This window comes from Streptomyces sp. NPDC005962, from assembly GCF_040629205.1.
In the GTDB taxonomy this organism is placed as follows: Bacteria; Actinomycetota; Actinomycetes; order Streptomycetales; family Streptomycetaceae; genus Streptomyces.
The window spans coordinates 144,788-165,587 of sequence record NZ_JBEXVE010000014.1 but is presented as its reverse complement, the minus strand read 5'-3'; the positions used below and the strand labels follow the sequence as shown (position 1 = coordinate 165,587).

24 protein-coding genes are annotated in these 20,800 nt (G+C 72.1%); 10 read left to right on the top strand and 14 right to left on the bottom strand.

What is annotated here, in order from left to right:
- Positions 1 to 2 precede the first annotated feature (2 nt).
- Positions 3 to 659 (top strand): TetR family transcriptional regulator, encoded by a 657-nt coding sequence (locus tag ABZ370_RS23985; protein WP_358624397.1) that lies wholly within the window; start codon positions 3 to 5, stop codon positions 657 to 659.
- 83 nt (positions 660 to 742) lie between these two features.
- Here the strand turns inward: ABZ370_RS23985 and def are convergent, their stop codons facing one another.
- Complete coding sequence (gene def / locus ABZ370_RS23980) at positions 743 to 1,291, bottom strand: peptide deformylase (protein ID WP_358624394.1); 549 nt, start codon at positions 1,289 to 1,291, stop codon at positions 743 to 745.
- A 177-nt stretch (positions 1,292 to 1,468) separates the two neighbouring features.
- Between def and ABZ370_RS23975 the strand changes: the two genes are divergently transcribed.
- The 5 genes from ABZ370_RS23975 to ABZ370_RS23955 all read left to right on the top strand — a co-directional run bounded on the left by ABZ370_RS23975 (position 1,469) and on the right by ABZ370_RS23955 (position 5,946).
- Positions 1,469 to 2,707, top strand: a complete 1,239-nt coding sequence (locus tag ABZ370_RS23975; RefSeq protein ID WP_358624392.1) for a MurT ligase domain-containing protein — start codon at positions 1,469 to 1,471, stop codon at positions 2,705 to 2,707.
- A gap of 24 nt (positions 2,708 to 2,731) precedes the next feature.
- A complete protein-coding gene (locus ABZ370_RS23970; protein WP_358624389.1) occupies positions 2,732 to 3,469 on the top strand; it encodes a glutamine amidotransferase in 738 nt (245 codons plus the stop codon).
- Between the two features lie 180 nt (positions 3,470 to 3,649).
- Complete coding sequence (locus ABZ370_RS23965) at positions 3,650 to 4,675, top strand: 6-phosphofructokinase (RefSeq protein WP_358624387.1); 1,026 nt, start codon at positions 3,650 to 3,652, stop codon at positions 4,673 to 4,675.
- Between the two features lie 74 nt (positions 4,676 to 4,749).
- Entirely contained in the window at positions 4,750 to 5,700 is a 951-nt protein-coding gene (locus ABZ370_RS23960; RefSeq protein WP_358624386.1) for a cytochrome c oxidase assembly protein, read from the top strand.
- A gap of 93 nt (positions 5,701 to 5,793) precedes the next feature.
- Positions 5,794 to 5,946: a hypothetical protein gene (locus ABZ370_RS23955; RefSeq protein WP_358624383.1), complete on the top strand. Its 153-nt coding sequence runs from the start codon at positions 5,794 to 5,796 to the stop codon at positions 5,944 to 5,946.
- Positions 5,947 to 5,977: 31 nt separating this feature from the next.
- On the opposite strand, the gene ABZ370_RS23950 is transcribed toward ABZ370_RS23955, so the two are convergent.
- The 12 genes from ABZ370_RS23950 to ABZ370_RS23895 all read right to left on the bottom strand — a co-directional run bounded on the left by ABZ370_RS23950 (position 5,978) and on the right by ABZ370_RS23895 (position 17,405).
- Positions 5,978 to 7,417 (bottom strand): cytochrome P450, encoded by a 1,440-nt coding sequence (locus tag ABZ370_RS23950; RefSeq protein ID WP_358624380.1) that lies wholly within the window; start codon positions 7,415 to 7,417, stop codon positions 5,978 to 5,980.
- Positions 7,414 to 8,037 (bottom strand): ATP/GTP-binding protein, encoded by a 624-nt coding sequence (locus ABZ370_RS23945; RefSeq protein WP_358624377.1) that lies wholly within the window; start codon positions 8,035 to 8,037, stop codon positions 7,414 to 7,416. The genes ABZ370_RS23950 and ABZ370_RS23945 overlap by 4 nt, the downstream gene beginning before the upstream one ends.
- Positions 8,018 to 8,380 carry a DUF742 domain-containing protein gene (locus ABZ370_RS23940; RefSeq protein ID WP_358624374.1) on the bottom strand — a complete coding sequence of 121 codons (363 nt, stop codon included), beginning with the start codon at positions 8,378 to 8,380 and terminating at the stop codon, positions 8,018 to 8,020. Before ABZ370_RS23940 ends, ABZ370_RS23945 begins: the two co-directional genes overlap by 20 nt.
- Positions 8,377 to 8,784 carry a roadblock/LC7 domain-containing protein gene (locus ABZ370_RS23935; RefSeq protein WP_358624372.1) on the bottom strand — a complete coding sequence of 136 codons (408 nt, stop codon included), beginning with the start codon at positions 8,782 to 8,784 and terminating at the stop codon, positions 8,377 to 8,379. Before ABZ370_RS23935 ends, ABZ370_RS23940 begins: the two co-directional genes overlap by 4 nt.
- A 3-nt stretch (positions 8,785 to 8,787) precedes the next feature.
- A complete protein-coding gene (locus tag ABZ370_RS23930) occupies positions 8,788 to 10,323 on the bottom strand; it encodes an ATP-binding protein (RefSeq protein ID WP_358624369.1) in 1,536 nt (511 codons plus the stop codon).
- Positions 10,324 to 10,755: 432 nt separating this feature from the next.
- Positions 10,756 to 12,384 carry an alpha/beta hydrolase gene (locus tag ABZ370_RS23925; protein ID WP_358624366.1) on the bottom strand — a complete coding sequence of 543 codons (1,629 nt, stop codon included), beginning with the start codon at positions 12,382 to 12,384 and terminating at the stop codon, positions 10,756 to 10,758.
- Positions 12,385 to 12,612: 228 nt separating this feature from the next.
- Complete coding sequence (locus ABZ370_RS23920) at positions 12,613 to 13,404, bottom strand: urease accessory protein UreD (RefSeq protein ID WP_358624364.1); 792 nt, start codon at positions 13,402 to 13,404, stop codon at positions 12,613 to 12,615.
- The gene (ureG, locus tag ABZ370_RS23915) at positions 13,401 to 14,105 is read right to left on the bottom strand and encodes an urease accessory protein UreG (RefSeq protein WP_358624361.1); all 705 of its coding nucleotides are present in this window, start codon (positions 14,103 to 14,105) and stop codon (positions 13,401 to 13,403) included. The genes ABZ370_RS23920 and ureG overlap by 4 nt, the downstream gene beginning before the upstream one ends.
- Positions 14,106 to 14,139: 34 nt before the next feature.
- On the bottom strand, positions 14,140 to 14,820 hold the full coding sequence (locus ABZ370_RS23910) for an urease accessory UreF family protein (protein ID WP_358624521.1): 681 nt from the start codon (positions 14,818 to 14,820) through the stop codon (positions 14,140 to 14,142).
- Between the two features lie 242 nt (positions 14,821 to 15,062).
- Positions 15,063 to 16,784, bottom strand: a complete 1,722-nt coding sequence (locus ABZ370_RS23905) for an urease subunit alpha (RefSeq protein ID WP_358624358.1) — start codon at positions 16,782 to 16,784, stop codon at positions 15,063 to 15,065.
- A complete protein-coding gene (locus ABZ370_RS23900; RefSeq protein ID WP_358624356.1) occupies positions 16,781 to 17,086 on the bottom strand; it encodes an urease subunit beta in 306 nt (101 codons plus the stop codon). Before ABZ370_RS23900 ends, ABZ370_RS23905 begins: the two co-directional genes overlap by 4 nt.
- 16 nt (positions 17,087 to 17,102) lie before the next feature.
- Positions 17,103 to 17,405 carry an urease subunit gamma gene (locus ABZ370_RS23895; protein WP_358624353.1) on the bottom strand — a complete coding sequence of 101 codons (303 nt, stop codon included), beginning with the start codon at positions 17,403 to 17,405 and terminating at the stop codon, positions 17,103 to 17,105.
- Positions 17,406 to 17,584: 179 nt separating this feature from the next.
- On the opposite strand from ABZ370_RS23895, the gene ABZ370_RS23890 reads away from it, so the two are divergent.
- Complete coding sequence (locus ABZ370_RS23890; protein ID WP_358624351.1) at positions 17,585 to 18,538, top strand: M28 family metallopeptidase; 954 nt, start codon at positions 17,585 to 17,587, stop codon at positions 18,536 to 18,538.
- 27 nt (positions 18,539 to 18,565) lie between these two features.
- Here the strand turns inward: ABZ370_RS23890 and ABZ370_RS23885 are convergent, their stop codons facing one another.
- Positions 18,566 to 18,877, bottom strand: coding sequence for a type II toxin-antitoxin system Phd/YefM family antitoxin (locus tag ABZ370_RS23885; protein WP_358624349.1), 312 nt, complete (start codon positions 18,875 to 18,877; stop codon positions 18,566 to 18,568).
- A 70-nt stretch (positions 18,878 to 18,947) separates the two neighbouring features.
- Here ABZ370_RS23885 and ABZ370_RS23880 point away from each other — a divergent pair, with 70 nt between their 5' ends.
- The 3 genes from ABZ370_RS23880 to ABZ370_RS23870 all read left to right on the top strand — a co-directional run bounded on the left by ABZ370_RS23880 (position 18,948) and on the right by ABZ370_RS23870 (position 20,723).
- Entirely contained in the window at positions 18,948 to 19,583 is a 636-nt protein-coding gene (locus ABZ370_RS23880; RefSeq protein WP_358624346.1) for an ATP-dependent Clp protease proteolytic subunit, read from the top strand.
- 8 nt (positions 19,584 to 19,591) lie between these two features.
- Entirely contained in the window at positions 19,592 to 19,900 is a 309-nt protein-coding gene (locus tag ABZ370_RS23875; RefSeq protein ID WP_358624345.1) for a hypothetical protein, read from the top strand.
- A 349-nt stretch (positions 19,901 to 20,249) separates the two neighbouring features.
- Positions 20,250 to 20,723: a C40 family peptidase gene (locus ABZ370_RS23870; RefSeq protein WP_358624343.1), complete on the top strand. Its 474-nt coding sequence runs from the start codon at positions 20,250 to 20,252 to the stop codon at positions 20,721 to 20,723.
- The last annotated feature ends 77 nt before the right edge of the window (positions 20,724 to 20,800 follow it).

Genomic DNA, 20,800 nt, shown 5'->3' with positions numbered 1-20,800 from the left:
ACATGGAGACCGGGACCAGCCAGCGCGAGGACCATCAGCAGCAGGCGGCCGCACGGCGCCGCAAGGAGCTGCTGGAGGCCGCCGACCGGGTGGTGCTGCGCGACGGCCCCGAGGCCTCGATGAACGCGATCGCCGCCGAGGCGGGCATCACCAAACCCATTCTGTACCGCCATTTCGGCGACAAGGGAGGGCTCTACCGCGCCCTCGCGGTCCGCCACACCGACGCCCTGCTCGCCTCGCTGCGCAATGCCCTCGACGCCCCCGCGCCCGACCGCCGGGGCCGGGTGGCGGCCACGCTGGAGACCTATCTGGTGGCGATCGAGGCACGGCCCCAGGTGTACCGCTTCCTGATGCATCCGGCCGACCACGGCCAGCAGCAGGAGCAGGGCTTCGACGTGGGCCACCACTCCGCCCCGCTGCTGCGCCGCATGGGCGACGAGCTGGCCAAGGTGATCGCCGACCGGGTCGAACTCGGCCCCGGCGGAGAGGAGGTGGCCCGGATCTGGGGCCATGGCATCGTCGGCATGATGCACGCGGCGGGCGACTGGTGGCTGCGGGAACGGCCCTGCTCACGCGAGCGGTTGGTGCACCACCTCACCGATCTGCTGTGGGGCAGGCTGGCCCTGGTGGACGACCGGATCGGCGCCCCGGGGTTCTAGAGTCCCCGGGTTTCTAGAGCCCCCGGGGTTCTGAAGCCCCGAGGTTCCGAAGCCCCGCCCCCTTTACCTCTTTACGTCCCCGTTTACGCCCGTTCGCGCGCCCACGGCGCGCGGCGGGCCGCCCACAGCACCCGGCGCCGCCGCAGCCCGTCCAGCCGGTCCAGGAACAGCCCGCCGTCCAGGTGGTCGCCCTCGTGCTGGAGGCAGCGGGCGAAGAAGCCGGTGCCCTCGACCCGCACCGGGTCCCCGGTCATCGTCACGCCCTCCACCACCGCGCGGTCGAAGCGCGGGGTGCCCGACTCGATGCCCGGCAGCGACAGACAGCCCTCGGCGCCCCGCACGGTCACCCCGTCGGCCTCCGCGAGCCGCGGGTTGACCACATGCCCCAGATGACGCCGGTCCTCGTCGTCCGGGCAGTCGTAGACGAAGACCCGCAGCCCCACACCGATCTGGTTGGCGGCCAGCCCCACCCCGCCCGCCGCGTACATCGTCGCGAACAGGTCCTCGACCAGCCCGGCGAGCGCGCCGTCGAACGCGGTGACCTCCTCGCAGGGCGCGCGCAGCGCCTCATCGCCGAGCAACCGCAGGGTCCGTACCGTCCCCCGGCTGCCCGGGATCGCGCCGTTTCGCATGGGCGCCAAGCCTACGGTCCCCCGGAAGGGGCCACGGAATTCGGGACACCGCCCGGATCTCGATAGGCTGATCCCCGACCGTGGCCTCCCGGCTGGCGATTCGGCGCGGAGGGGGCGTACCACCGGCGTCCCGGGGGGCAGGTGCGGCGCCGGTATTGCGAGGAGGATCGAGAGACGATGGCAGGCAACTCAGAGCCGCTGTCGCCACGTGCCAAACTGGCCGTGACGGCGGGCAAGGCCGCGGCGGCGGTGTCGAAGGCCGCGGGCCGCGGCAGCGGGTCGGTGATCGGCGGCAAGGTGGCCCTGCGCCTCGACCCCGATCTGCTCGGCAGGCTGGCGCACCACTTGGACGTGATCCTGGTGTCGGCGACCAATGGCAAGACCACGACGACCCGGCTGATCGCCGAGGCGCTGCGGGCCGCGGGCCCGGTGGTCTCCAACGCGCTCGGGGCCAATATGCCCGCGGGCATCACCTCGGCCCTGGCGGGCGGCTCGGACGCCCGCTACGGCGTGATCGAGGTCGACGAGAAGTACCTCGCCGGGGTCGCCCGCGACACCGAGCCCAAGGCCATCGCGCTGCTCAACCTCTCGCGCGACCAGCTCGACCGGGCCGCCGAGACCCGGATGCTCGCCGAGAAGTGGCGTGAGGGCCTGGCCGGTACGAAGGCCACGGTGATCGCGAACGCGGACGACCCGCTCATCGTCTGGGCCGCCTCCTCCAGCCCCAATGTGGTCTGGGTCGCGGCGGGCCAGGAGTGGAAGGACGACGCCTGGTCCTGCCCGGCGTGCGGCGGGGTGCTCCAGCGCCCCGGCGACGACTGGGTGTGCGGCGAGTGCGGCTTCCGCCGCCCGGTGCCCAGCTGGGCGCTGAACGGCGAGTACGTACTGGACCCGCACGGCGCGGCCTGGCCGATCCACCTCCAGCTGCCCGGCCGCGCGAACAGGGCGAACGCGGCCACCTCGGCGGCCGTCGCCGCGACCTTCGGCGTGCCCCCGCAGGTCGCGCTGGAGCGGATGTACCAGGTGCAGGCCGTCGCGGGCCGCTATGACGTGGTCACCTTCCAGGAGCGCCAGCTGCGGCTGCTGCTGGCCAAGAACCCGGCCGGCTGGCTGGAGACGTTCTCGCTGATCGACCCGCCGCCCACCCCGGTGATCCTCTCGGTGAACGCGCGCGGCGCGGACGGCACCGACACCTCCTGGCTGTGGGACGTGGACTACACCCGGCTCGCCGGGCACCCGATCTGTGTGATCGGCGACCGCAAGCTGGACCTCGCGGTGCGCCTGGAGGTCGCCGGGCTCGACTTCCGGGTCTGCGCCGACGCGGACGAGGCGGTGCGGATCTCCCCGCCCGGCCGCATCGAGGTGATCGCCAACTACACCGCGTTCCAGGACCTGCGCCGCCGGGTCGGCAACTGACCCCCCGTACGAGGAGACACGACGATGCGTAGCACGAGCCAGAACGGCCTGCGTCTGGTCTGGATCTACCCCGACCTGCTGAGCACGTACGGCGACCAGGGCAATGTCCTGGTGGTGGAGCGCCGGGCGCGCCAGCGCGGGCTGGACGTCTCCCGGCTGGACGTCCGCTCCGACCAGCAGATCCCCACCTCCGGGGACATCTACCTGATCGGCGGCGGTGAGGACCGCCCGCAGCGGCTGGCCTCCGAGCGGCTGATGCGGGACGGCGGGCTGAACCGCGCGGTCGCCAACGGGGCGATCGTCTTCTCGGTGTGCGCCGGGTACCAGATCCTGGGCCACGAGTTCGTCAACGACCTCGGGCAGCGCCAGCAGGGGCTGGGCCTGCTGGACGTGATGAGCACCCGCGGCGAGGGCGACCGCTGCGTCGGCGACGTACTGGCCGACATCGACGATCCGCTGGGGCTGCCGCCGCTGACCGGGTTCGAGAACCACCAGGGCGTCACCCACCTGGGCCCGACCGCGCGCCCCTTGGCACGCGTCCGGTTCGGCAACGGCAACGGCACGGGCGACGGCTACGAGGGCGCGTACAAGGACACCGTCTTCGGGACGTACATGCACGGCCCGGTGATGGCCCGCAACCCGCATATCGCGGACCATCTGCTGAAGCTGGCGCTCGATGTGAACGGGCTGCCGCCGGTCGACGACCAGTGGTACGAGGCGCTGCGCAACGAGCGGATCGCGGCGGCCACCCAGCCCGCCTGAGCACCCTCCTGAGCACCCGCCTGAGCGCCCTCGCGCACGGCTGAGCCGCCGGGTGACCGCATCGCGGACACCCGGCGGCGAAGCGCGGGCAGCGGCGTCCGCCGCTTGTAGGGTGTCGTCGTCCAGCCGGACAGCGCGGTCCGGATGTCGGCTCCATTGCAGACAGAGGAATCACGCGCCATGCGCATCGGTGTGCTCACATCCGGCGGCGACTGCCCCGGGCTGAACGCGGTCATCAGGTCCGTCGTCCACCGCGCCGTCGTCGATCACGGCGACGAGGTGATCGGCTTCCAGGACGGCTGGAAGGGCCTGCTGGAGTGCGACTACCGCAAGCTCGACCTGGACGCCGTGAGCGGCATCCTGGCCCTCGGCGGCACCATCCTCGGCTCGACCCGGGTCCAGCCCGCGCATCTGCGGGACGGGGTGGAGCGCGCGAAGGGCCATGTCGAGGAGCTGGGCCTGGACGCGGTCATCCCGATCGGCGGCGAGGGCACCCTGAAGGCGGCCCGGATGCTGTCGGACGCCGGGCTGCCCATCGTGGGAGTCCCGAAGACGATCGACAACGACATCGCGTCGACCGATGTGACCTTCGGCTTCGACACCGCGGTCGGCGTGGCGACCGAGGCCCTGGACCGGCTCAAGACCACCGCGGAGTCGCATCAGCGGGTGCTGATCGTCGAGGTCATGGGACGGCACACCGGCTGGATCGCGCTGCACTCGGGTATGGCCGCGGGCGCCCACGCGATCGTCGTACCGGAGCGTCCGTTCGACATCGAGGAGCTGGCCCGGACCGTCGGGGCACGGTTCGAGGCGGGCAAGAAGTTCGCGATCGTGGTGGCCGCCGAGGGCGCCAAGCCGCGCGAGGGCACGATGGAGTACGCGCCGGGGGAACGGGACGTCTACGGCCACGAGCGGTTCGCCGGTATCGCCCGTCTGCTCTCCGTCGAGCTGGAGCAGCGGCTGGAGAAGGAGGCCCGGCCGGTGATCCTGGGCCATGTGCAGCGCGGTGGCACGCCGACGGCGTACGACCGGGTGCTGGCCACCCGCTTCGGCTGGCACGCCGTCGAGGCGGCGCACCGCGGCGAGTTCGGCAAGATCACGGCCCTGCACGGTACGGACATCGTGCTGGTGCCGCTCGCGGAAGCCGTGGAGCGGCTCAAGACGGTACCCGCCGAGCGGTACACCGAGGCCGAGTGCGTGCTGTGATCTGACCGGTTCTACGCTGGTGCGGGCACATTGTGGTGCGCATCGGGAGAACCCAGGAAGGCCGGGGATAGGGAATGGATCACGGCGGGCACGGCATGATGATGGATCTGCCGCCGTTCACGCTGTCGCGCGGGCTGGAGTTCGGCGGTGATCCCTTCTTCCTGGTCGGCTGTGTGCTGGCGCTCGCGCTGTACGGCTGGGGCGTGGCGCGGCTGTGGCGGCGGGGGGACAGCTGGCCGGTGGGGCGGCTGCTGGCGTTCGTCGCCGGTGTGCTGACGATCGTCGTCGCGATGTGCACCGGGCTGAACGACTACGGCATGGTCATGTTCAGCGTCCATATGGTCCAGCACATGATCATCAGCATGGTCTCCCCCATCCTCCTGCTGCTGGGCGCGCCGATGACGCTGGCCCTGCGCGCCCTCCCGGCGGCCGGGCGGGGCCGCAAGGGGCCTCGGGAGCTGCTGGTCGCGCTGCTGCACAGCCGCTACATGCGGATCATCACCCACCCGGTGTTCACGATCCCGCTGTTCATCGCGAGCCTGTACGGGCTCTACTTCACCCCGCTCTTCGACTTCCTGATGGGCTCCAAGGCCGGGCACATCGCGATGATGGTCCACTTCCTCGCGGTGGGTCTGGTCTTCTTCTGGCCGATCATGGGCGTGGACCCGGGTCCGCACCGGCCGGGCTATGTGATGCGGATGCTGGAGCTGTTCGCGGGGATGCCGTTCCACGCGTTCTTCGGGATCGCGCTGATGATGGCGAGCGAGCCCATGGTCGGCAGCTTCGAGCATCCGCCCGGCTCGCTGGGGATCGACGCGCTGTCCGACCAGAACGCGGCGGGCGGCATCGCCTGGGCGTTCAGCGAGGTCCCGTCGGTGATCGTGCTGGTGGCGCTGGTGTACCAGTGGTACAAGTCCGACCAGCGCCAGGCGCGGCGCGACGACCGTACGGCGGACCGCGACGGCGATCAGGAACTCGCCGCGTACAACGCCTATCTGGCATCTCTCCAGGCGCGCGGACGCTAGCCGGGAACCCCACGGCCGAGAGACCATGGAGTCTCGGCCGTGGGGCCGGTGTTCCGGCGCCGGGGCGCCGGGGCCGCCGTGAGGAGGTCGGGGATGACCGGATCTGCCAAGGGAATGACGGCGTGTGCGGTGGGTGGCCTGGTGCTGGTGACGGCCTACACCGTGGCGCTGGGGAGCAACGGCTGGCTGTGGTTCGCCTGGGTCGTGCTCGCGCTGCTGACGGTGGGGACGCTGCTCACCCGCTGAGCGGGCGTGACGTCACGCAGCGGGCGTAGCGTCACGTCGCGGTGCCGCGCAGCCACCGCCACAGGGACGTCCACCATGAGACGCGGGCGGGCGGGCCCGCCGTGTCGGCGGCGGCGGTTCCGCGCGGGGGTAACGCCTCTTCCCCGTCCGAGGGCCGACGGCGCGCAGGACGCGCGGGGCGCATCTTGGGCGCGAGCAGCATGCCGGAGGTGTCCACCGGATCGGTCTCGGGCCTGCGCGGCATGAACGCGGCCGGCAGCGCGACCAGATGGCGGGAGATCCACGACGCGACCCAGGTCAGCTCGGGCTCCGGCACGTCCAGCCGCAGGTCGGGCAGGCGCAGCAGCAAGGTGTCGATGGCGGTGTCCGCGATGGCGCGGCCGATGTCCTGGCCGGGGCATTCGTGCGGGCCGCCGCTGAACGACAGATGCGAGCGGTTGCCGTACATGGGCGCGCCGAGGTCGGGGCGGATGGCGGGGTCGACGTTCCCGGCGGCGAGGCCGAGGAGCAGCATGTCCCCGGCCTTGATCTGCCGTCCGCCCAGTTCGGTGTCGCCGGTGGCCCAGCGGCCGGGGATCACGGTCAGAGGCGGTTCGTTCCACAGCACGTGCTCGATGGCGTCCGGCAGGGTCATATGGCCACCGGCCAGGGAGGCGCGGAAGCGCGGGTCGGTGAGGACCATGCGCAGCGTGTTGGCCATGAGGTTGGTGGTGGTCTCGTTGCCGGTGAGCAGTACGAGCCGCAGATGCTGGACGACCTCCTCCTCGGTCAGCCGGGAGGGGTGGCTCAGCAGCCAGGAGGCGAGGTCGCTGCCGGGGTCGGCGCGTTTGCGCTCGACGAGCTGGCGGAGGGTGTCGGTGACGTACTGGTCGCTGCGCAGGGCCGTCTCGGAGCCCTTCATCAGGTCGCGGGTGGCCTCGACCAGCCGGGGGCCGTACTCGTCGGGCATGCCGAGCAGCTGGGTGAGGACGAGCATGGGCAGCCGCTGGGCGAAGCCCGTGACCAGTTCGGCCTGTCCGTCGGCGCAGAAGTCGTTGACCAGCTGATGGGTGAAGCGGGTGATGTGGCGGCGGATGCCGCGGCGGTCGACGCGGTTCATGCTGTCGGTGAGCGCGGCGCGCAGCCGCTCGTGTTCGTCGCCGTCGGCGAAGGTGCACATGGGCTGCCAGCCGACCACGGGGAGCAGCGGCGAGTCGTCCGGGATGCGGCCCTGCGCCCAGGCGCTCCAGTACCGGGAGTCGCGGGAGAAGCGGGAGGGGGTGCGGGCGACCTCCAGGTTCTCGCGGTAGCCCAGCAGTAGCCAGGCCGGTACGTCGCCGCCGAGCCGTACCGGGGCCACCGGTCCGTGTTCGGTGCGCAGCCGCTCGTACAGACCCATCGGGTCCTTCTCGTTCTCGGAGCCGAAGAGGTCCACCACACCGGCGAGGGGGCTCCGGGCGTGGGCGGGGCACTTGTCGGGAGGAGGGGTCACGGTGTCTCCGGGGTCACGGTGGTGAGGTGTTGCAGATGGCTCACGAGGGTGAGGAGGGTGTCGCGGCTGGAGGCGCGCTCTCGGGCGTCGCAGTCGATGATGGGGACGGTTTCGGGCAGGTCCAGGGCCGCGCGCAGCCGCCCGACGGGGTGGACGGGCGCCCCGGCGAAGGCGTTGATGGCGACGACGAAGGGGACGCCCCGCTCCTCCAGTCGGCCCAGGACGTCGAAGCTGACCTCCAGCCGGCGGGTGTCGACGAGGACCACGGCCCCGAGGGCGCCCTCGAAGAGGCCGTTCCACAGGAACCAGAAGCGCTCCTGGCCGGGGGTGCCGAAGAGGTAGAGCACCAGCCGTTCGTTGAGGCTGATCCGGCCGAAGTCCATGGCCACGGTGGTCTCGGTCTTGCGCTCCACCCCGGCGAGGTCGTCGACGCCGACCCCGGCCTGGGTCATCGTCTCCTCGGTGGTGAGCGGGCGGATCTCGCTCACCGAGCCGACCATGGTGGTCTTGCCGACCCCGAAGCCGCCGACGATCACGATCTTGACGGCCGCCGTGGCGGAGGCCGGGAGGGTGTCCTCGCTTCGGGGGCCGACGGTCGTCTCAGAGGTTCTGTAGTCCATGCATCACCGCCTGGAGGAGTTCGGTGTCGGGCAGCACGGCGGCCGGAACCGGGGACCGGGCCTCCACCTGGCGGTGGGCGAGCAGATCCGCGAGGAGTACGGTCACGGTGCTGACGGGCAGCGTCAGATACGCGGAGATCTCGGCCACGGAGAGCGGGAAGTGGCACATCCTCAGCACGGCGGCGGCCTCGGGCAGCATGCCCGGTCCGGGTTCGGCCCGGGCCACGATCAGGCTGACCAGTTCGATGCCGCCCGCCCGCGCGGACCGGGCGGGGCCGCCGCCGTCGACCATGTACAGCCGTTCGGGGCCGCCTTCGTGGGCGCCCCTTCCGGCCCGGCTCATGTCATGCGTCCGTCGACCCGTGGCGGGCTGCTGAGGTGTTCGCCGAGCCGGGCGACCAGGTCTCTCATGCACTGGCCGATCAGCCCGGCGTCCACGCCGTCGTCGGCGAGCACCGCGAGGTAGGAGCTGGTACCGGCCGCCATCAGGTAGAAGAAGCCGGCGTCGACCTCGATGACCACCAGCCGCATCCGCCCGTGGCCGGTGGGGAATTCGGCGGCGATCGCCGTCGACAGGCTCTGCAGCCCCGCGCAGGCGGCGGCCAGGCGGTCGGCGGTGTCCCCGTCCGTGCCGACCTGGGCCATGCACAGGCCGTCCGAGGACAGCAGGACCACGTGGCGGGTCTGCGGAACGCTCTTGGCGAGGTCCCGGAGCATCCAGTCCATGTTGAACCGCGCTTGCGTCACTTGCTACTCACCCTTATCCGAGGCGTTGTCCCAGGCGTGCGACGTATCCGTTGGCTCTTCGCCGTGCCGGTGGCCGGAGGTGTCCACCGGGTCCGCCTCACCGGAGACGGCCTTGGTGAACGCGGCCAGCCACATCCCCGGCTGGACGGGCGGCTCGGCCGGGGTCCGGGGGCCCGGCGGGGCGGGCTCCGGGTCGGCCTGAATCCGGATGGGCGGGGTCACGGTCGGCATCCGGCGGCGGCGCTGGGGAAGTCCGGCGGTGTTGTGGCGGATTCCGTTGTGGTCGTGGACAACCTGGCCGGTGATGTCTTCGGACAGCGGCGGATAGGGCTCGGCGCGCTTGATGGGCTTGGGCGGCGGCAGCTTCTGGGCCCGGGCGATGGCGCCGCCGGGGGCGGGGGTGGGGCAGATGACGTCCTGCGGGACGACGAGCACGGCGCGGACGCCGCCGTACGCGGAGGGCCGCAGCGAGACCTGCAACCGGTACTTGACGGCGAGCCGGCCGACCACGGCCAGACCCAGCCGGGGCGTCTCGCCGAGGTCGTCGAGGTCGAAGCCGGTGCCTGCCTGTTCCAGCACGTACTCGGCCCGATTGCGGCTCTCCTCCGACAGGCCCACCCCGGCGTCCTCGATCTCGACCGCCACCCCGGACTGGACCTCGACCGCGGTCAGATGGACCCGGGTCTTGGGCGGGGAGTAGCGCGTGGCGTTGTCCAGCAGTTCGGCCAGGGCGTGGATCAGCGGCTCCACGGACGGGCCGACGATGCCGACGTCGGCGACCGAGTGCAGATCCACCCGCCGGTATTCGAGAATGCGCGACATGGCGCCGCGCAGCACGTTGTAGAGGGGCACCGGGTTGCGCCACTGACGGCCCGGGCGGGAGCCGCCCAGCACGGAGATGCTGTCGGCGAGGCGGCCGATCAGCGCGTTGCCGTGGTCGAGGTGGAGCAGATCGTGGAAGACCTCGGGGGCGGCCCCGTGCTTGTCCTCCATGTCCCGCATGTCCATGGCCTGTTGGTGGGTGATGGCCTGCACCCGGCGGGCGATGTTGACGAACGCCCGCCCCGCCGCGTCCCGCAGGTCCTCCTCGGCCCGCACGATCTCCAGCACCGACCGCAGGACGGCGCGGTGCGCGGACTCGAAGTCCGGGTCGAGGTCGGGCGAGGACTCGATGCTCTTCATCACGGCGTCGACCTCGGCTCCGCGCTGCAGCCGCGCCACGGCCGCGGGCAGCACCTCCTGGGCCAGCCGCCGGGTCTCCACCTCCTGTTCGGCCAGGCGCTGGTGGTACGCGGCGTCCTGGTCGGCGACGCGTGCGCGCAGCCTGCCGATCAGACGGCCGCGGCGGGCCGCCTCGGCCGCCGCCAGGGCCACCGCGAACGTGGCCGCCGCGCCGCACGCGGCGACCGTGGCCCGCGCACCGGCGGACACCACGGTCACGGCGAGCGCCGCGCAGGCCGCCATCGCGGCGGGAGGGATGAGCCATACGAGCACGGAGGCGGGCCGTCGGCCTCCAGGTGACGCGCCGGCGAAAACCATCGGCTTCCTTAAAAGCAGCGGGAGAAAATACGTGCGAAGAACTCGCTATGGGCCCTGGAGCATAGCGGCTGGAACACGCCCCGAAATGACGATGATTTTTTCTTGGTAACGAATTCGGCGAGTGAATTCAATGGGCGTAAAAAAGCGATCGCATTCGCTCACACCCTCGGGCGACCCGAAACCCCACACCGCCAACATGCAGTGCATACGCGGCTATTACGGACACCCTCCGGCGACTCGCCGGACCCTGCCGGAAGTTGTACAGTCGGTCGGTTTATTACGCGGCGCACCGCGCCGACTGGACCGCCGCGCGGACTCGCCCACCAGGGCGGCCTTCGCGGCGGCGTTCCCCCGGTAGTCCGGGGGCGGGAACGACGCAGGGGCCCGCTTCCGTACGCGCCGACTCGTACGGAAGCGGGCCCCGGCCGACCGTTACTTGACGGCCCCGGCGGCCTTCGCGGCCTTGCCGGTCTGGGCGGGCTTGGGCGTGGCGTGCGGAGCGCACGTCACGTCCTTGGCGTCCACCGTGCCCTTGAGCAGGTAGGCGTCCACCCGGTCGTTGATGCAGGCGTTGACCAGCCCGGTGACGCCGTGCGAACCGGCGTCCTTCTCCGTGATCAGACGCGATCCCTTGAGCCGCTTGTGCAGCTCGACGGCGCCCTCGTACGGGGTGGCGGCGTCACGGGTGCTCTGCACGATGAGCGTCTTCGGCAGCCCCTTGCCCGCGCCGACCTCCAGCGGGGTGTGCTGCTGGGACGGCCAGGTGGCGCACGGCAGGTTCATCCAGGCGTTGGACCAGGTCAGGAACGGGTAGTCGCGGTGCAGCCGGGTGTTGTCCCGGTCCCACTTCTGCCAGCTGGTCGGCCACTTGGCGTCGGCGCACTCCACGGCGGTGTACACCGCGTTGCCGTTCTCCGAGGCGATGTTGCCCGCGGTGTCGGACAGGTCCGGGCCCGCGGCCTCGACGAGCGCCTTCTCGTCACCGGCCAGGTAGTCGCTCCACACCTGAGCGACCGTGGCCCACGACGAGTCGTAGTACGGGGCGCTCTGGAAGAAGCCGAGCAGCTCGGCCGGGCCGACGACCCCGCCGATCGGGTTCTTCTTGGCGGTCGCGCGCAGCTTCTCCCACTGCGCCTGGACCGCTCCCGGGGTGCTGCCGATGTGGTAGGCCGCGTCGTTCTTGGCCACCCACGCCTTCCAGTCGTCCCAGCGCATTTCGAACGCGACGTCCTGGTCCAGGTTGGCCTGGTACCAGATCTTCTCCCGCGAAGGGTTGACCACGGAGTCCACGATCAGGCGGCGCACATGGTTCGGGAAGAGCGTCGCGTAGACCCCGCCGATGTACGTTCCGTAGGACACGCCCAGGTAGTTGAGCTTCTTGTCGCCGAGCGCGGCGCGGAGAACGTCGATGTCGCGGGCGGTGTTGGGCGTCGTCAGGTGCGGCAGCATCCAGCCGCTGCGCTCCTTGCACCCGTCGGCGTACTCCTTGGCGAGCTTGCGCTGCGCCCGCTTGTCCGCCTCGCTGTCGGGCACCGGGTCCATCTTGGGCGCCTTGACGGACTCCTGCGGGTCGACACAGGAGATGGCGGCCGAGTGGCCGACCCCGCGCGGATCGAAGCCCACGAAGTCGTACGCCTTCGCGGTCTTCGTCCACAGCGGGTTCTTGTTGGTGACCCGGGTCGGGAACTTCAGCCCGGAGCCGCCCGGTCCGCCCGGGTTGTAGATCAGCGAACCCTGCCGCTCGGAGGCGGTCCCGGTGCTGCCGACGCGGTCCACCGCGATCTTGATGGTGCGGCCGTTCGGCTTGGCGTAGTCGAGCGGAACGGTCACATAGCCGCACTGAATGGGCTTGGCCAGGTTCCAGTCGGCCGGACAGTCCGTCCAGTCGATGCCCGCCTTCGCGGCCCGGGCCGCGGCGACCGCCGCCCCACGGGCCTCCGCGGCGCCCCCCGGCGTCCGCGTGGGCTCCGATGCCCCCGCCGTGGGGGCGACCAGCGCACCGGTTATCAGCGCACCGGTCAACACGCCGCCGGCCACGCCGAGTACTGCTGTGCGTCTCACGTAGTAATCCCCCTGCTTTGTTGCGCCGCCAGTGCGGCGATGATCACAGAGTGTCAGGAAGATCCTCGCGCCTCGCTTACCGCTGAGTACAGGGCGAACCGCCGTTTCTTTATCAACACGTCACCTTCACGGCCCGTTCAGCCTTCGATCGCGCCCGCGATGAGGACCTGGAGTCGCCGTCGAGGCCACCGGGCGAGCAAGTGCCCGACACGCTGCCCGAGAAGCGGCTCAAGCCGGTGTTCGTACACGACCTCGCTCCGGACGCGGCCGCGAGCTGAGCGCCTCGTCCAGCATCCGGCGCAGCCGCAGCCCGTCCGCCGCCACGGCGCTGGCCAGGGCGGCGGGACCGGCGAGCGGGGTGATGACGGCCGTGTCGGCGAGCAGGCGGGGCGCGACGGGGTCGCTGTCGAACGCCGGGTCGACAACGAGGAGTTGACCGGCCGCCCGGTGCCCGCCGAGCACCGCGCCGCCGTCCCAGCCGGGCGCGCCGGGGCCGTACGACAGCTCCTGGTCCAGCAGCGGTCGCCCGGCGCGGTGCACGGTGAGGCGGCTGGTGAGCGCGCCCGGGGGCTCGCCAGAGCGGCCGAGGATCTGCTCCTCGCGCAGCACCAGACGGGCGGTGGGGGCGAGTTCGACGGTGGTGGTCATGCGCAGATCGCTGCCGTGGGCGGAGATCAGGGGCTCGGGCAGCCAGTGCAGGGTGGCGCCGTCCGCGACGGTCAGCCGGACCGCGTAGTGGGCGGGCTCGGCGGAGCGGCCGGGCAGCGCGAGCGTGGCGGCCGCCGAGCCGACGCGGAGCCGGGCACCGGGGCCGACGGTCGCGGTCAGCGCGATGTGGTCGCCGCCGAGCGGGGCGCTCATCGCGCCGACGACGGTGACGCACGCCTCGCCGTCGCCAGTCGCCCGGGTCCGCCGCAGGGCGAGCGGCCCGTCCCCGGCCAGCACGGGCAGCGCGGTGCCGCCGCGGCCGTCGGCGGCCGCGACGAGGTGGGCGGCGGCGCGTACGCCGGTGCCGGTCACTCCGGGGCCGCCGGGGCCGCTGTCCAGGCGGCCAGCCGCTCCCGTACCCAGTCGGCGATGGGACGGACGCCGTCCACCGCGACCAGGGAGGTGAAGGCGACGGGCAGATCGCCGCGCTGCTCCTTGGCGTCGCGTGCCATGCGCTCCAGGTCGGACCCGACGTACGGGGCGAGGTCGGTCTTGTTGACGACGAGGAGGTCGGCCGTCGTCACCCCCGGGCCGCCCTTGCGCGGGATGTCGTCGCCGCCCGCGACGTCGATGACGAACACCTGTGCGTCGACCAGGCCCTTGGAGAAGGTCGCGGTGAGGTTGTCGCCTCCGGACTCGACGAGCACCAGGTCGAGCGGGCCGGCGCTCTCCTCCAGATCCTCGACCGCTTCGAGGTTGGCGGAGATGTCGTCCCGGATCGCGGTGTGCGGGCAGGCGCCGGTCTCCACGGCGGTGATGCGCGTCGGCGGCAGCACCGCGTTGCGCAGCAGGAACTCGGCGTCCTCGCGGGTGTAGATGTCGTTGGTGACCACGGCGATCGACAGCTCGTCGCGCAGCGCCCGGCACAGGGCGGCGACGGTCGCGGTCTTGCCGGAACCGACCGGTCCGCCGAGGCCGATGCGCAGCGCCCGGCGGGTGCCATCGGGTCGGCGGGGGTCGGCGGCGCCGTGGGTGTGGCGCTGCGGGTAGGTCTCGGGGTGGTCGAGGTGCATGGCGGCTCCGGGGGCGGGTGATCGGGGCGGGCGGTTACGAGGCGAAGAGGCGTACGGGCCAGGCGGCGTGCTGCTCGGCGGCGATGTCGAGCAACGGCGCCGCGGCGGCGGGCAGCGCGCCGGGCCCCTCGTCCAGGGCCCGGTACGCGGCCTCGGCGGCCCGGACGGCGATCCGGTCGATCTCGGGGGCGAGGCGGGCGAGGACGGCGGTGGCGTCGAACGGGTCGAGGCTGAGCAGCCGTACGGCGGCGGACGCCGGTCCTCCGGCCGACTCGTACGCGGCGACGTACGCGGCGGCGTGCGGGTCGAGCCCGGCGGCGCGCACGGCCAGCCCCTGCACGACAGGCTGATGGGCGCCGCGCGGCCGGGCGGCGGCAAGGGCGTCCAGCTCGGCCGAGGGCCAGGTGGCCCGGGCGGCGCGCATCAGCTGACGGCCGAGCCGCCGGGCGGTGGCGCGCAGCGCGGGCACGGGGGTCCGGGCGTCGGCGGCCTCGTCGAGCGCGAGCGGGTCCACCCCGGCGGCGGCCGCGGCGGCGAGCCCGGCCGCGGTGAGCCCGGCGGTGTGCAGCCGCCCACGGCAGTAGCTCTCCAGCGTGGCCGGGTCATGGACCCGCCCGGCCTTGACGGCGGCCTCGGCCCCACCGGAGTGGGCATGCCCCCCAGCCGGAAACCGCCCGTCGGCAAGGATGAGCAATGCGCCGACACCCCCGCCGATCCCCCACCCGCCCCGCCCGGGCGAAGCCTCGCCGGGCGTCGCGGGCGCAACCCCGCCGGGCGCCACCGCAACCCCACCCGGTGCCAGGGGCGAGCCGCCAGGCGCCGTGGGCGGCATCCCGCCCGGCACCAGCGGCGCGGTATCGCCGGGGAGCCCGCCCGGGGTGGGGGCCGGGCCGGGTGTCGCGGGCCGCGGGGGCCCGGACGGTGTCGTAGGCAGAGCGTTGTCCATGGTCATCGCGGTCAGAAGAGGAAGTATCGCTGGGCCATGGGGAGTTCGGCGGCCGGGGCGGGGTCGACGGGGGCGCCGTCGATGGTCACCGTGAAGGTGTCCGGGTCGACCTCCACGCTCGGCATGGCGTCGTTCTCCCGCATGTCCGCCTTGGTCACCCCGCGCGTCCCCCGGATCGGCACGAACCGCTTTCCGAGGCCGAGCCGGTCCGGCAGGCCGTCGTCCAGGGCGGTCTGGGTGACGAAGTTGAAGGAGTTGGCGGCCGGGGCGCGCCCCATCGCGCCGAACATGGGCCGGGGCAGCACGGGTTGGGGCGTCGGGATGGACGCGTTGGCGTCGCCCATCTGCGCGTACGCGATCTGCCCGCCCTTGAGCACCAGGTGCGGCTTGACGCCGAAGAAGGCGGGCTCCCACAACACCAGGTCGGCGAGTTTGCCGGGCTCCACCGAGCCGATCTCGCCGTCGAGGCCCTGCGCCACCGCCGGGTTGATGGTGTATTTGGCGACATAGCGACGCGCCCGCCGGTTGTCCGCGCGCCCGTCCCCCGGCAGGGCGCCCCGGCGCCGCTTCATGACGTGCGCGGTCTGCCAGGTGCGCAGGACGACCTCGCCGATCCGGCCCATGGCCTGGGAGTCGGAGGAGATGATCGAGATGGCGCCGAGGTCGTGCAGGATGTCCTCGGCGGCGATGGTGCCGGGCCGGATGCGGGATTCGGCGAAGGCGAGGTCCTCGGGGACGGCCGGGTTGAGGTGGTGGCAGACCATCAGCATGTCGAGGTGTTCCTCGACCGTGTTGACGGTGTGCGGCCGGGTCGGGTTGGTGGAGCTGGGCAGCACGTTCGGCTGGGAGACCACGGTGATGATGTCGGGCGCGTGGCCGCCGCCCGCGCCCTCGGTGTGGTACGCGTGGATGGAGCGTCCGGCGATCGCGGCGAGGGTGTCGGCGACGAACCCGGCTTCGTTGAGGGTGTCGGTGTGGATGGCGAGCTGCGCGCCGCTCTCCTCGCAGACCCCGAGGCAGGCGTCGATCGCCGCGGGGGTCGCTCCCCAGTCCTCATGGATCTTGAATCCGAGGGCGCCGCCGCGCAGTTGGGACCGCATGCCCTCGCGCGAGACGGTGTTGCCCTTGCCGAGCAGCCCGATGTTGACGGGGTACGCCTCCAGCGCCTCGAACATCCGGGCCAGATGCCAGGGGCCGGGGGTGATGGTGGTCGCCTTGGTGCCCTCGGCGGGCCCGGTGCCGCCGCCGACGAGGGTGGTGATACCCGAGGACAGCGCCTGGTCGATCAGGGTCGGGGAGATGAAGTGGACGTGGGCGTCGATGGCGCCCGCGGTGAGGATTCTGCCGTTGCCCGCGATGACCTCGGTCTCGGGGCCGATGACGAGGTCGGGGTGGACTCCGTCCATGGTGTCGGGGTTCCCGGCCTTGCCGATCCCGGTGATACGGCCGTCGCGCAGCCCGACGTCGGCCTTGATCACGCCCCAGTGGTCGAGCACCACGGCACCGGTGATCACGGTGTCGGGGGCGCCCTCGGCGCGGGTGGCGCGGGACTGGCCCATGGACTCGCGGATCACCTTGCCGCCGCCGAAGACCGCCTCGTCGCCGGAGCGGCCGGGGCCGCCGCAGCGGTCCTCCTCGATCTCGACCACGAGGTCGGTGTCGGCGAGCCGGATACGGTCGCCCGCGGTCGGTCCGAACAGGTCCGCGTAGGTGGCACGGCTCAGCTCCGTCACAGCGCGCCTCCCGTCTCGCCGCGCAGCCCGTGGACGACGCGCGCGCCCGCCAGCGGCACCAGCTCCACTTCGGCGGGGATGCCCGGTTCGAAGCGCACGGCGGTGCCCGCCGCGATGTGGAGCCGGTGGCCGCGGGCGGCGGCGCGGTCGAACTCCAGGCCGGGGTTGGCCTCGGCGAAGTGGTAGTGGGAGCCGACCTGGACCGGCCGGTCGGCCGCGTTGAGCACGGTGAGCCGGAGGACCGGCCGCCCCTCGTTGAGCCGTACCGGCTCGTCCGCGTGGAGGATCTCTCCGGGGATCATGGAACGCCGCCTCCCGTCAGACGATCGGCTGGTGGACGGTGACGAGCTTGGTGCCGTCCGGGAAAGTGGCCTCGACCTGCACGTCGTGGATCATCTCGGGGATGCCCTCCATGACCTCGTCGCGGGTGAGCACCTTGCGGCCGGAGGCCATCAGCTCGGCGACGGTACGGCCGTCCCGGGCGCCCTCCAGGATGTGCGCGGTGATCAACGCGATGGCCTCGGGATGGTTGAGTACCACACCCCGGGACCGTCGCTTTTCAGCCACGTCGGCAGCCACATGAATGAGCAGGCGTTCCTGCTCGTGCGGCGTCAAATGCACGTCGTCCCACCTCATCCTCACGCACGACTACCGAAGGCTAGTTGGACGGCGTTTCAAGCTGGTTAACGCCTCGGCAAAGAATCGCCCTTGACGATGACACGCAAAAACGATGATCCTCATGTCCGCATCATGATCCATCAGCTCCGCACAAACCCCCCACATCACTACGGAGCCCAACTGTGCATCGCATAGCACCATTTCGCCGTGGCACCCTCGCGGCCGGAACCTGCGCCGCCCTCGCCGCCGCCCTGCTGGGCGGGGCCTCCGCGGCCCAGGCGACCGTCACCCCCCGCGCCGCCGCACCGGACATCGACGTGAACGCGGTCAAGGCCGATCTGGCCCAGTTCCAGACGATCGCCGACGACAACGGAGGCAACCGCGCCCACGGACAGCCCGGCTACCGGGCGTCCCTGGACTACCTCAAGGGCAAGCTGGACTCGGCCGGATTCACCACTGACGTCCAGGAGTTCACCTCGGGCGGCGCAAAGGGCTACAACCTCGTCGCCGACTGGCCGGGCGGCAGCGCCGACCAGGTCGTCATGGCCGGGTCACACCTCGACTCGGTCGAGGCGGGCCCCGGCATCAACGACAACGGATCGGGCTCCGCCGCGATCCTGGAGGTCGCGCTCGCCGTGGCCAAGGCCGACCTCAAGCCCACCAAGCATCTGCGGTTCGCCTGGTGGGGCGACGAGGAGGACGGCATGGTCGGCTCGACGAAGTACGTCGACAGCCTGAAGTCCGACGAGAAGTCGAAGATCGACTCGTATCTGAACTTCGACATGCTCGGCTCCCCCAACCCCGGCTACTTCGTCTACGACGACGACCCGGAGCTGGAGAAGGTCTTCAAGGACTGGTACGCGGCCAAGGACATCACGACCGAGAAGGAGACCGAGGGCGACGGCCGCTCGGACCACGCCCCGTTCAAGGACGCCGGGGTGCGGGTCGGCGGGCTGTTCACCGGCGCCGAGTCCACCAAGACCCAGGCGCAGGCGGACACGTGGGGCGGCAAGGCGGGCGAGCCGTTCGACCCGTGCTACCACTCGGCGTGCGACAAGACGTCCAATGTCGACGACACCGCGCTGGACCGCAACAGCGACGCCATCGCCCACGCGGTCTGGGAGCTCAGCTCCTAGCCGCCACTCCCCCAGGGCCTGTCGTCATCATTCGCGGCCCGGACGCCGATCCCCGGCGTCCGGGCCGCGGTGTTCTGCCGCGATACCGAAGCGCCGCCGTTCGCCAGGAGCGGACGAGGTCGGGCGCATCGCCGACACCGTACTGATCACCTGCTCCTCCGCCTGCCCCTCCGCATCCGCCTCGATCGCGTCGAGTCGTCGCAGGTCATCCGAGGACACCAGAGCGACCAGCGGCTTTCCGTGCCGGGTGAGGACCACCCGCTCACCGCCGTAGACCACGCGGTTGATCAGCTCCGCCAGTTCCGCCCGGGCTTGCGTCACCGGAATCTCGTACGCCATGCTCCCCATCGTACGGGACGTACATCCTGTACATTTTTTACGGAGCCAAGCCCCCTGAGAGGTGACCGCGATGGAACGACCGGCCGCGCGCTATGTCCTGCCCGAGTTCACCGAGCGCACCAGCACCGGCGTGCGCACCATGGACCCCTATTCCAAGCTGCTTTCCGAGCGCATCGTCTTCCTCGGCACGCCCATCGACGACACCGCGGCCAACGATGTGATCGCGCAGCTCATCCACCTCGAACACGCCGCGCCCGACCAGGACGTTTCGCTCTACATCAACTCCCCGGGCGGCTCGTTCGGCGCGATGACGGCGATCTACGACACGATGCACTTCGTCGCGTGCGACATCGAGACCATCTGCCTGGGCCAGGCCGCGTCCGCCGCCGCCGTGCTGCTCGCCGCCGGGGCGCCGGGCAAGCGGCTGGCGCTGCCGGGCGCGCGGGTGCTCATCCATCAGGCGGCGCTCAGCGAGCCCGTCGAGGGCACCACCTCGGACCTGGAGATCCAGGCCGGTGAGCTGCTGCGGACCCAGGCCATGCTGGAGGAGATGCTGATGCGGCACACCGGCCAGAGCGCCGAGCGGGTCCGCGCCGACGTCGACCGCGACACGATCTTCGACGCCGAGGCCGCGGTGGCGTACGGGCTGGTGGACGGGGTCACCCAAAGCCGTAAGCGTCCGGGCTCGCTCCCCGGGGAGAGGTGAGCGCGCCGATGCTTCCGCCGGAACTGCCCCCGCTGCCCGCGCTGACCCGCGCGGAGGGCGACCTCGTGGACGCCTATCTGGAGGCGGTCGATCTGCTCGGCCGGATCAACCCGGCCCGCGGCCATGACACCTACGGCGGGCTGCGCGCCGCCCAGGCGCTGGTCGGGAAGGCCATCGCCCTGCGGGACGCGCTGACGCTGATGCACGACCGGGGCGAGAGCGAACTGCACACCGCGACGCTGACCCGGGCGCTGCGGGTGCTGGACGGGGAGCGGCGCTCCGAACGGGTGACGCTGCCGACCGCCTCGCCGCGCTGAGCCCCGGTCCCGACACGACAGCCCGGCCCCGGCCCCGGCGCCGTCGGCCCGGCCCGGACCCGGCGTCGTCGGCCCGGCGCGCTGCCCCCGGAGCCCCGCCCGGGGGCACCCGGCGTCACCCGAACGGCTCAACCCGGTCCCCGGCGCGACGCCGTCTCCGGCTTGCGGCCGGTGTCGCCGAAACGGCCGTCGCCGCAGGCCGGAGCCCGGGTCCCACCGCGTCCCGGTCACCCGAACGGAGCAGCCGTGACCACCCTCACGCCCCGCCCGCTCGGCTCGGAACCGGCGCCCGCGGCGGGTGACCATCCCTGGGACGACCGAACCCGGTCACCGAAGGGTGGTGTGCGAGATGACCGCGCACATACGAATCCCCAGGATGGTCTCCCGGGCCGGTGCCCTCTCGGCCCTCACCGCCGTCGCCGTAGGCGGCACCGTGGCGGTGCCGGCTCTGCCGCAGCAGGCCGACGCCGCGACCGTGGCGGCCAAGGCGCTGCGCATCGCGGCCTCGAAGAAGGGCGCGCCCTACGTGTACGGCGCGGCCGGGCCCCGCCGCTTCGACTGCTCGGGGCTCACCCAGTACGCGTACAAGCGGGCCGGGAAGCGGCTGCCACGCACCGCCGCCGCCCAGTACAACCGCAGCCGCCCTATCAAGGCGTCCGCCCGCAGCGGCGGTGACCTGGTCTTCTTCCATGAGGGCGGCAGCGTCTACCACGTCGGCCTCTACGCGGGCAGCGGCCGGATCTGGCACGCCCCGAAGGCGGGCACCGTGGTGCGGCTGGAGCGGATCTGGACCAGCAAGGTCTCGTACGGGCATGTGCGCTGAACGGGCCTGGTGTCGGTGCCCGGCAGTAGGTTGACGGGGGATCAGGACAGCCCTGGTCCCCCGTCACCTCCGGAGGC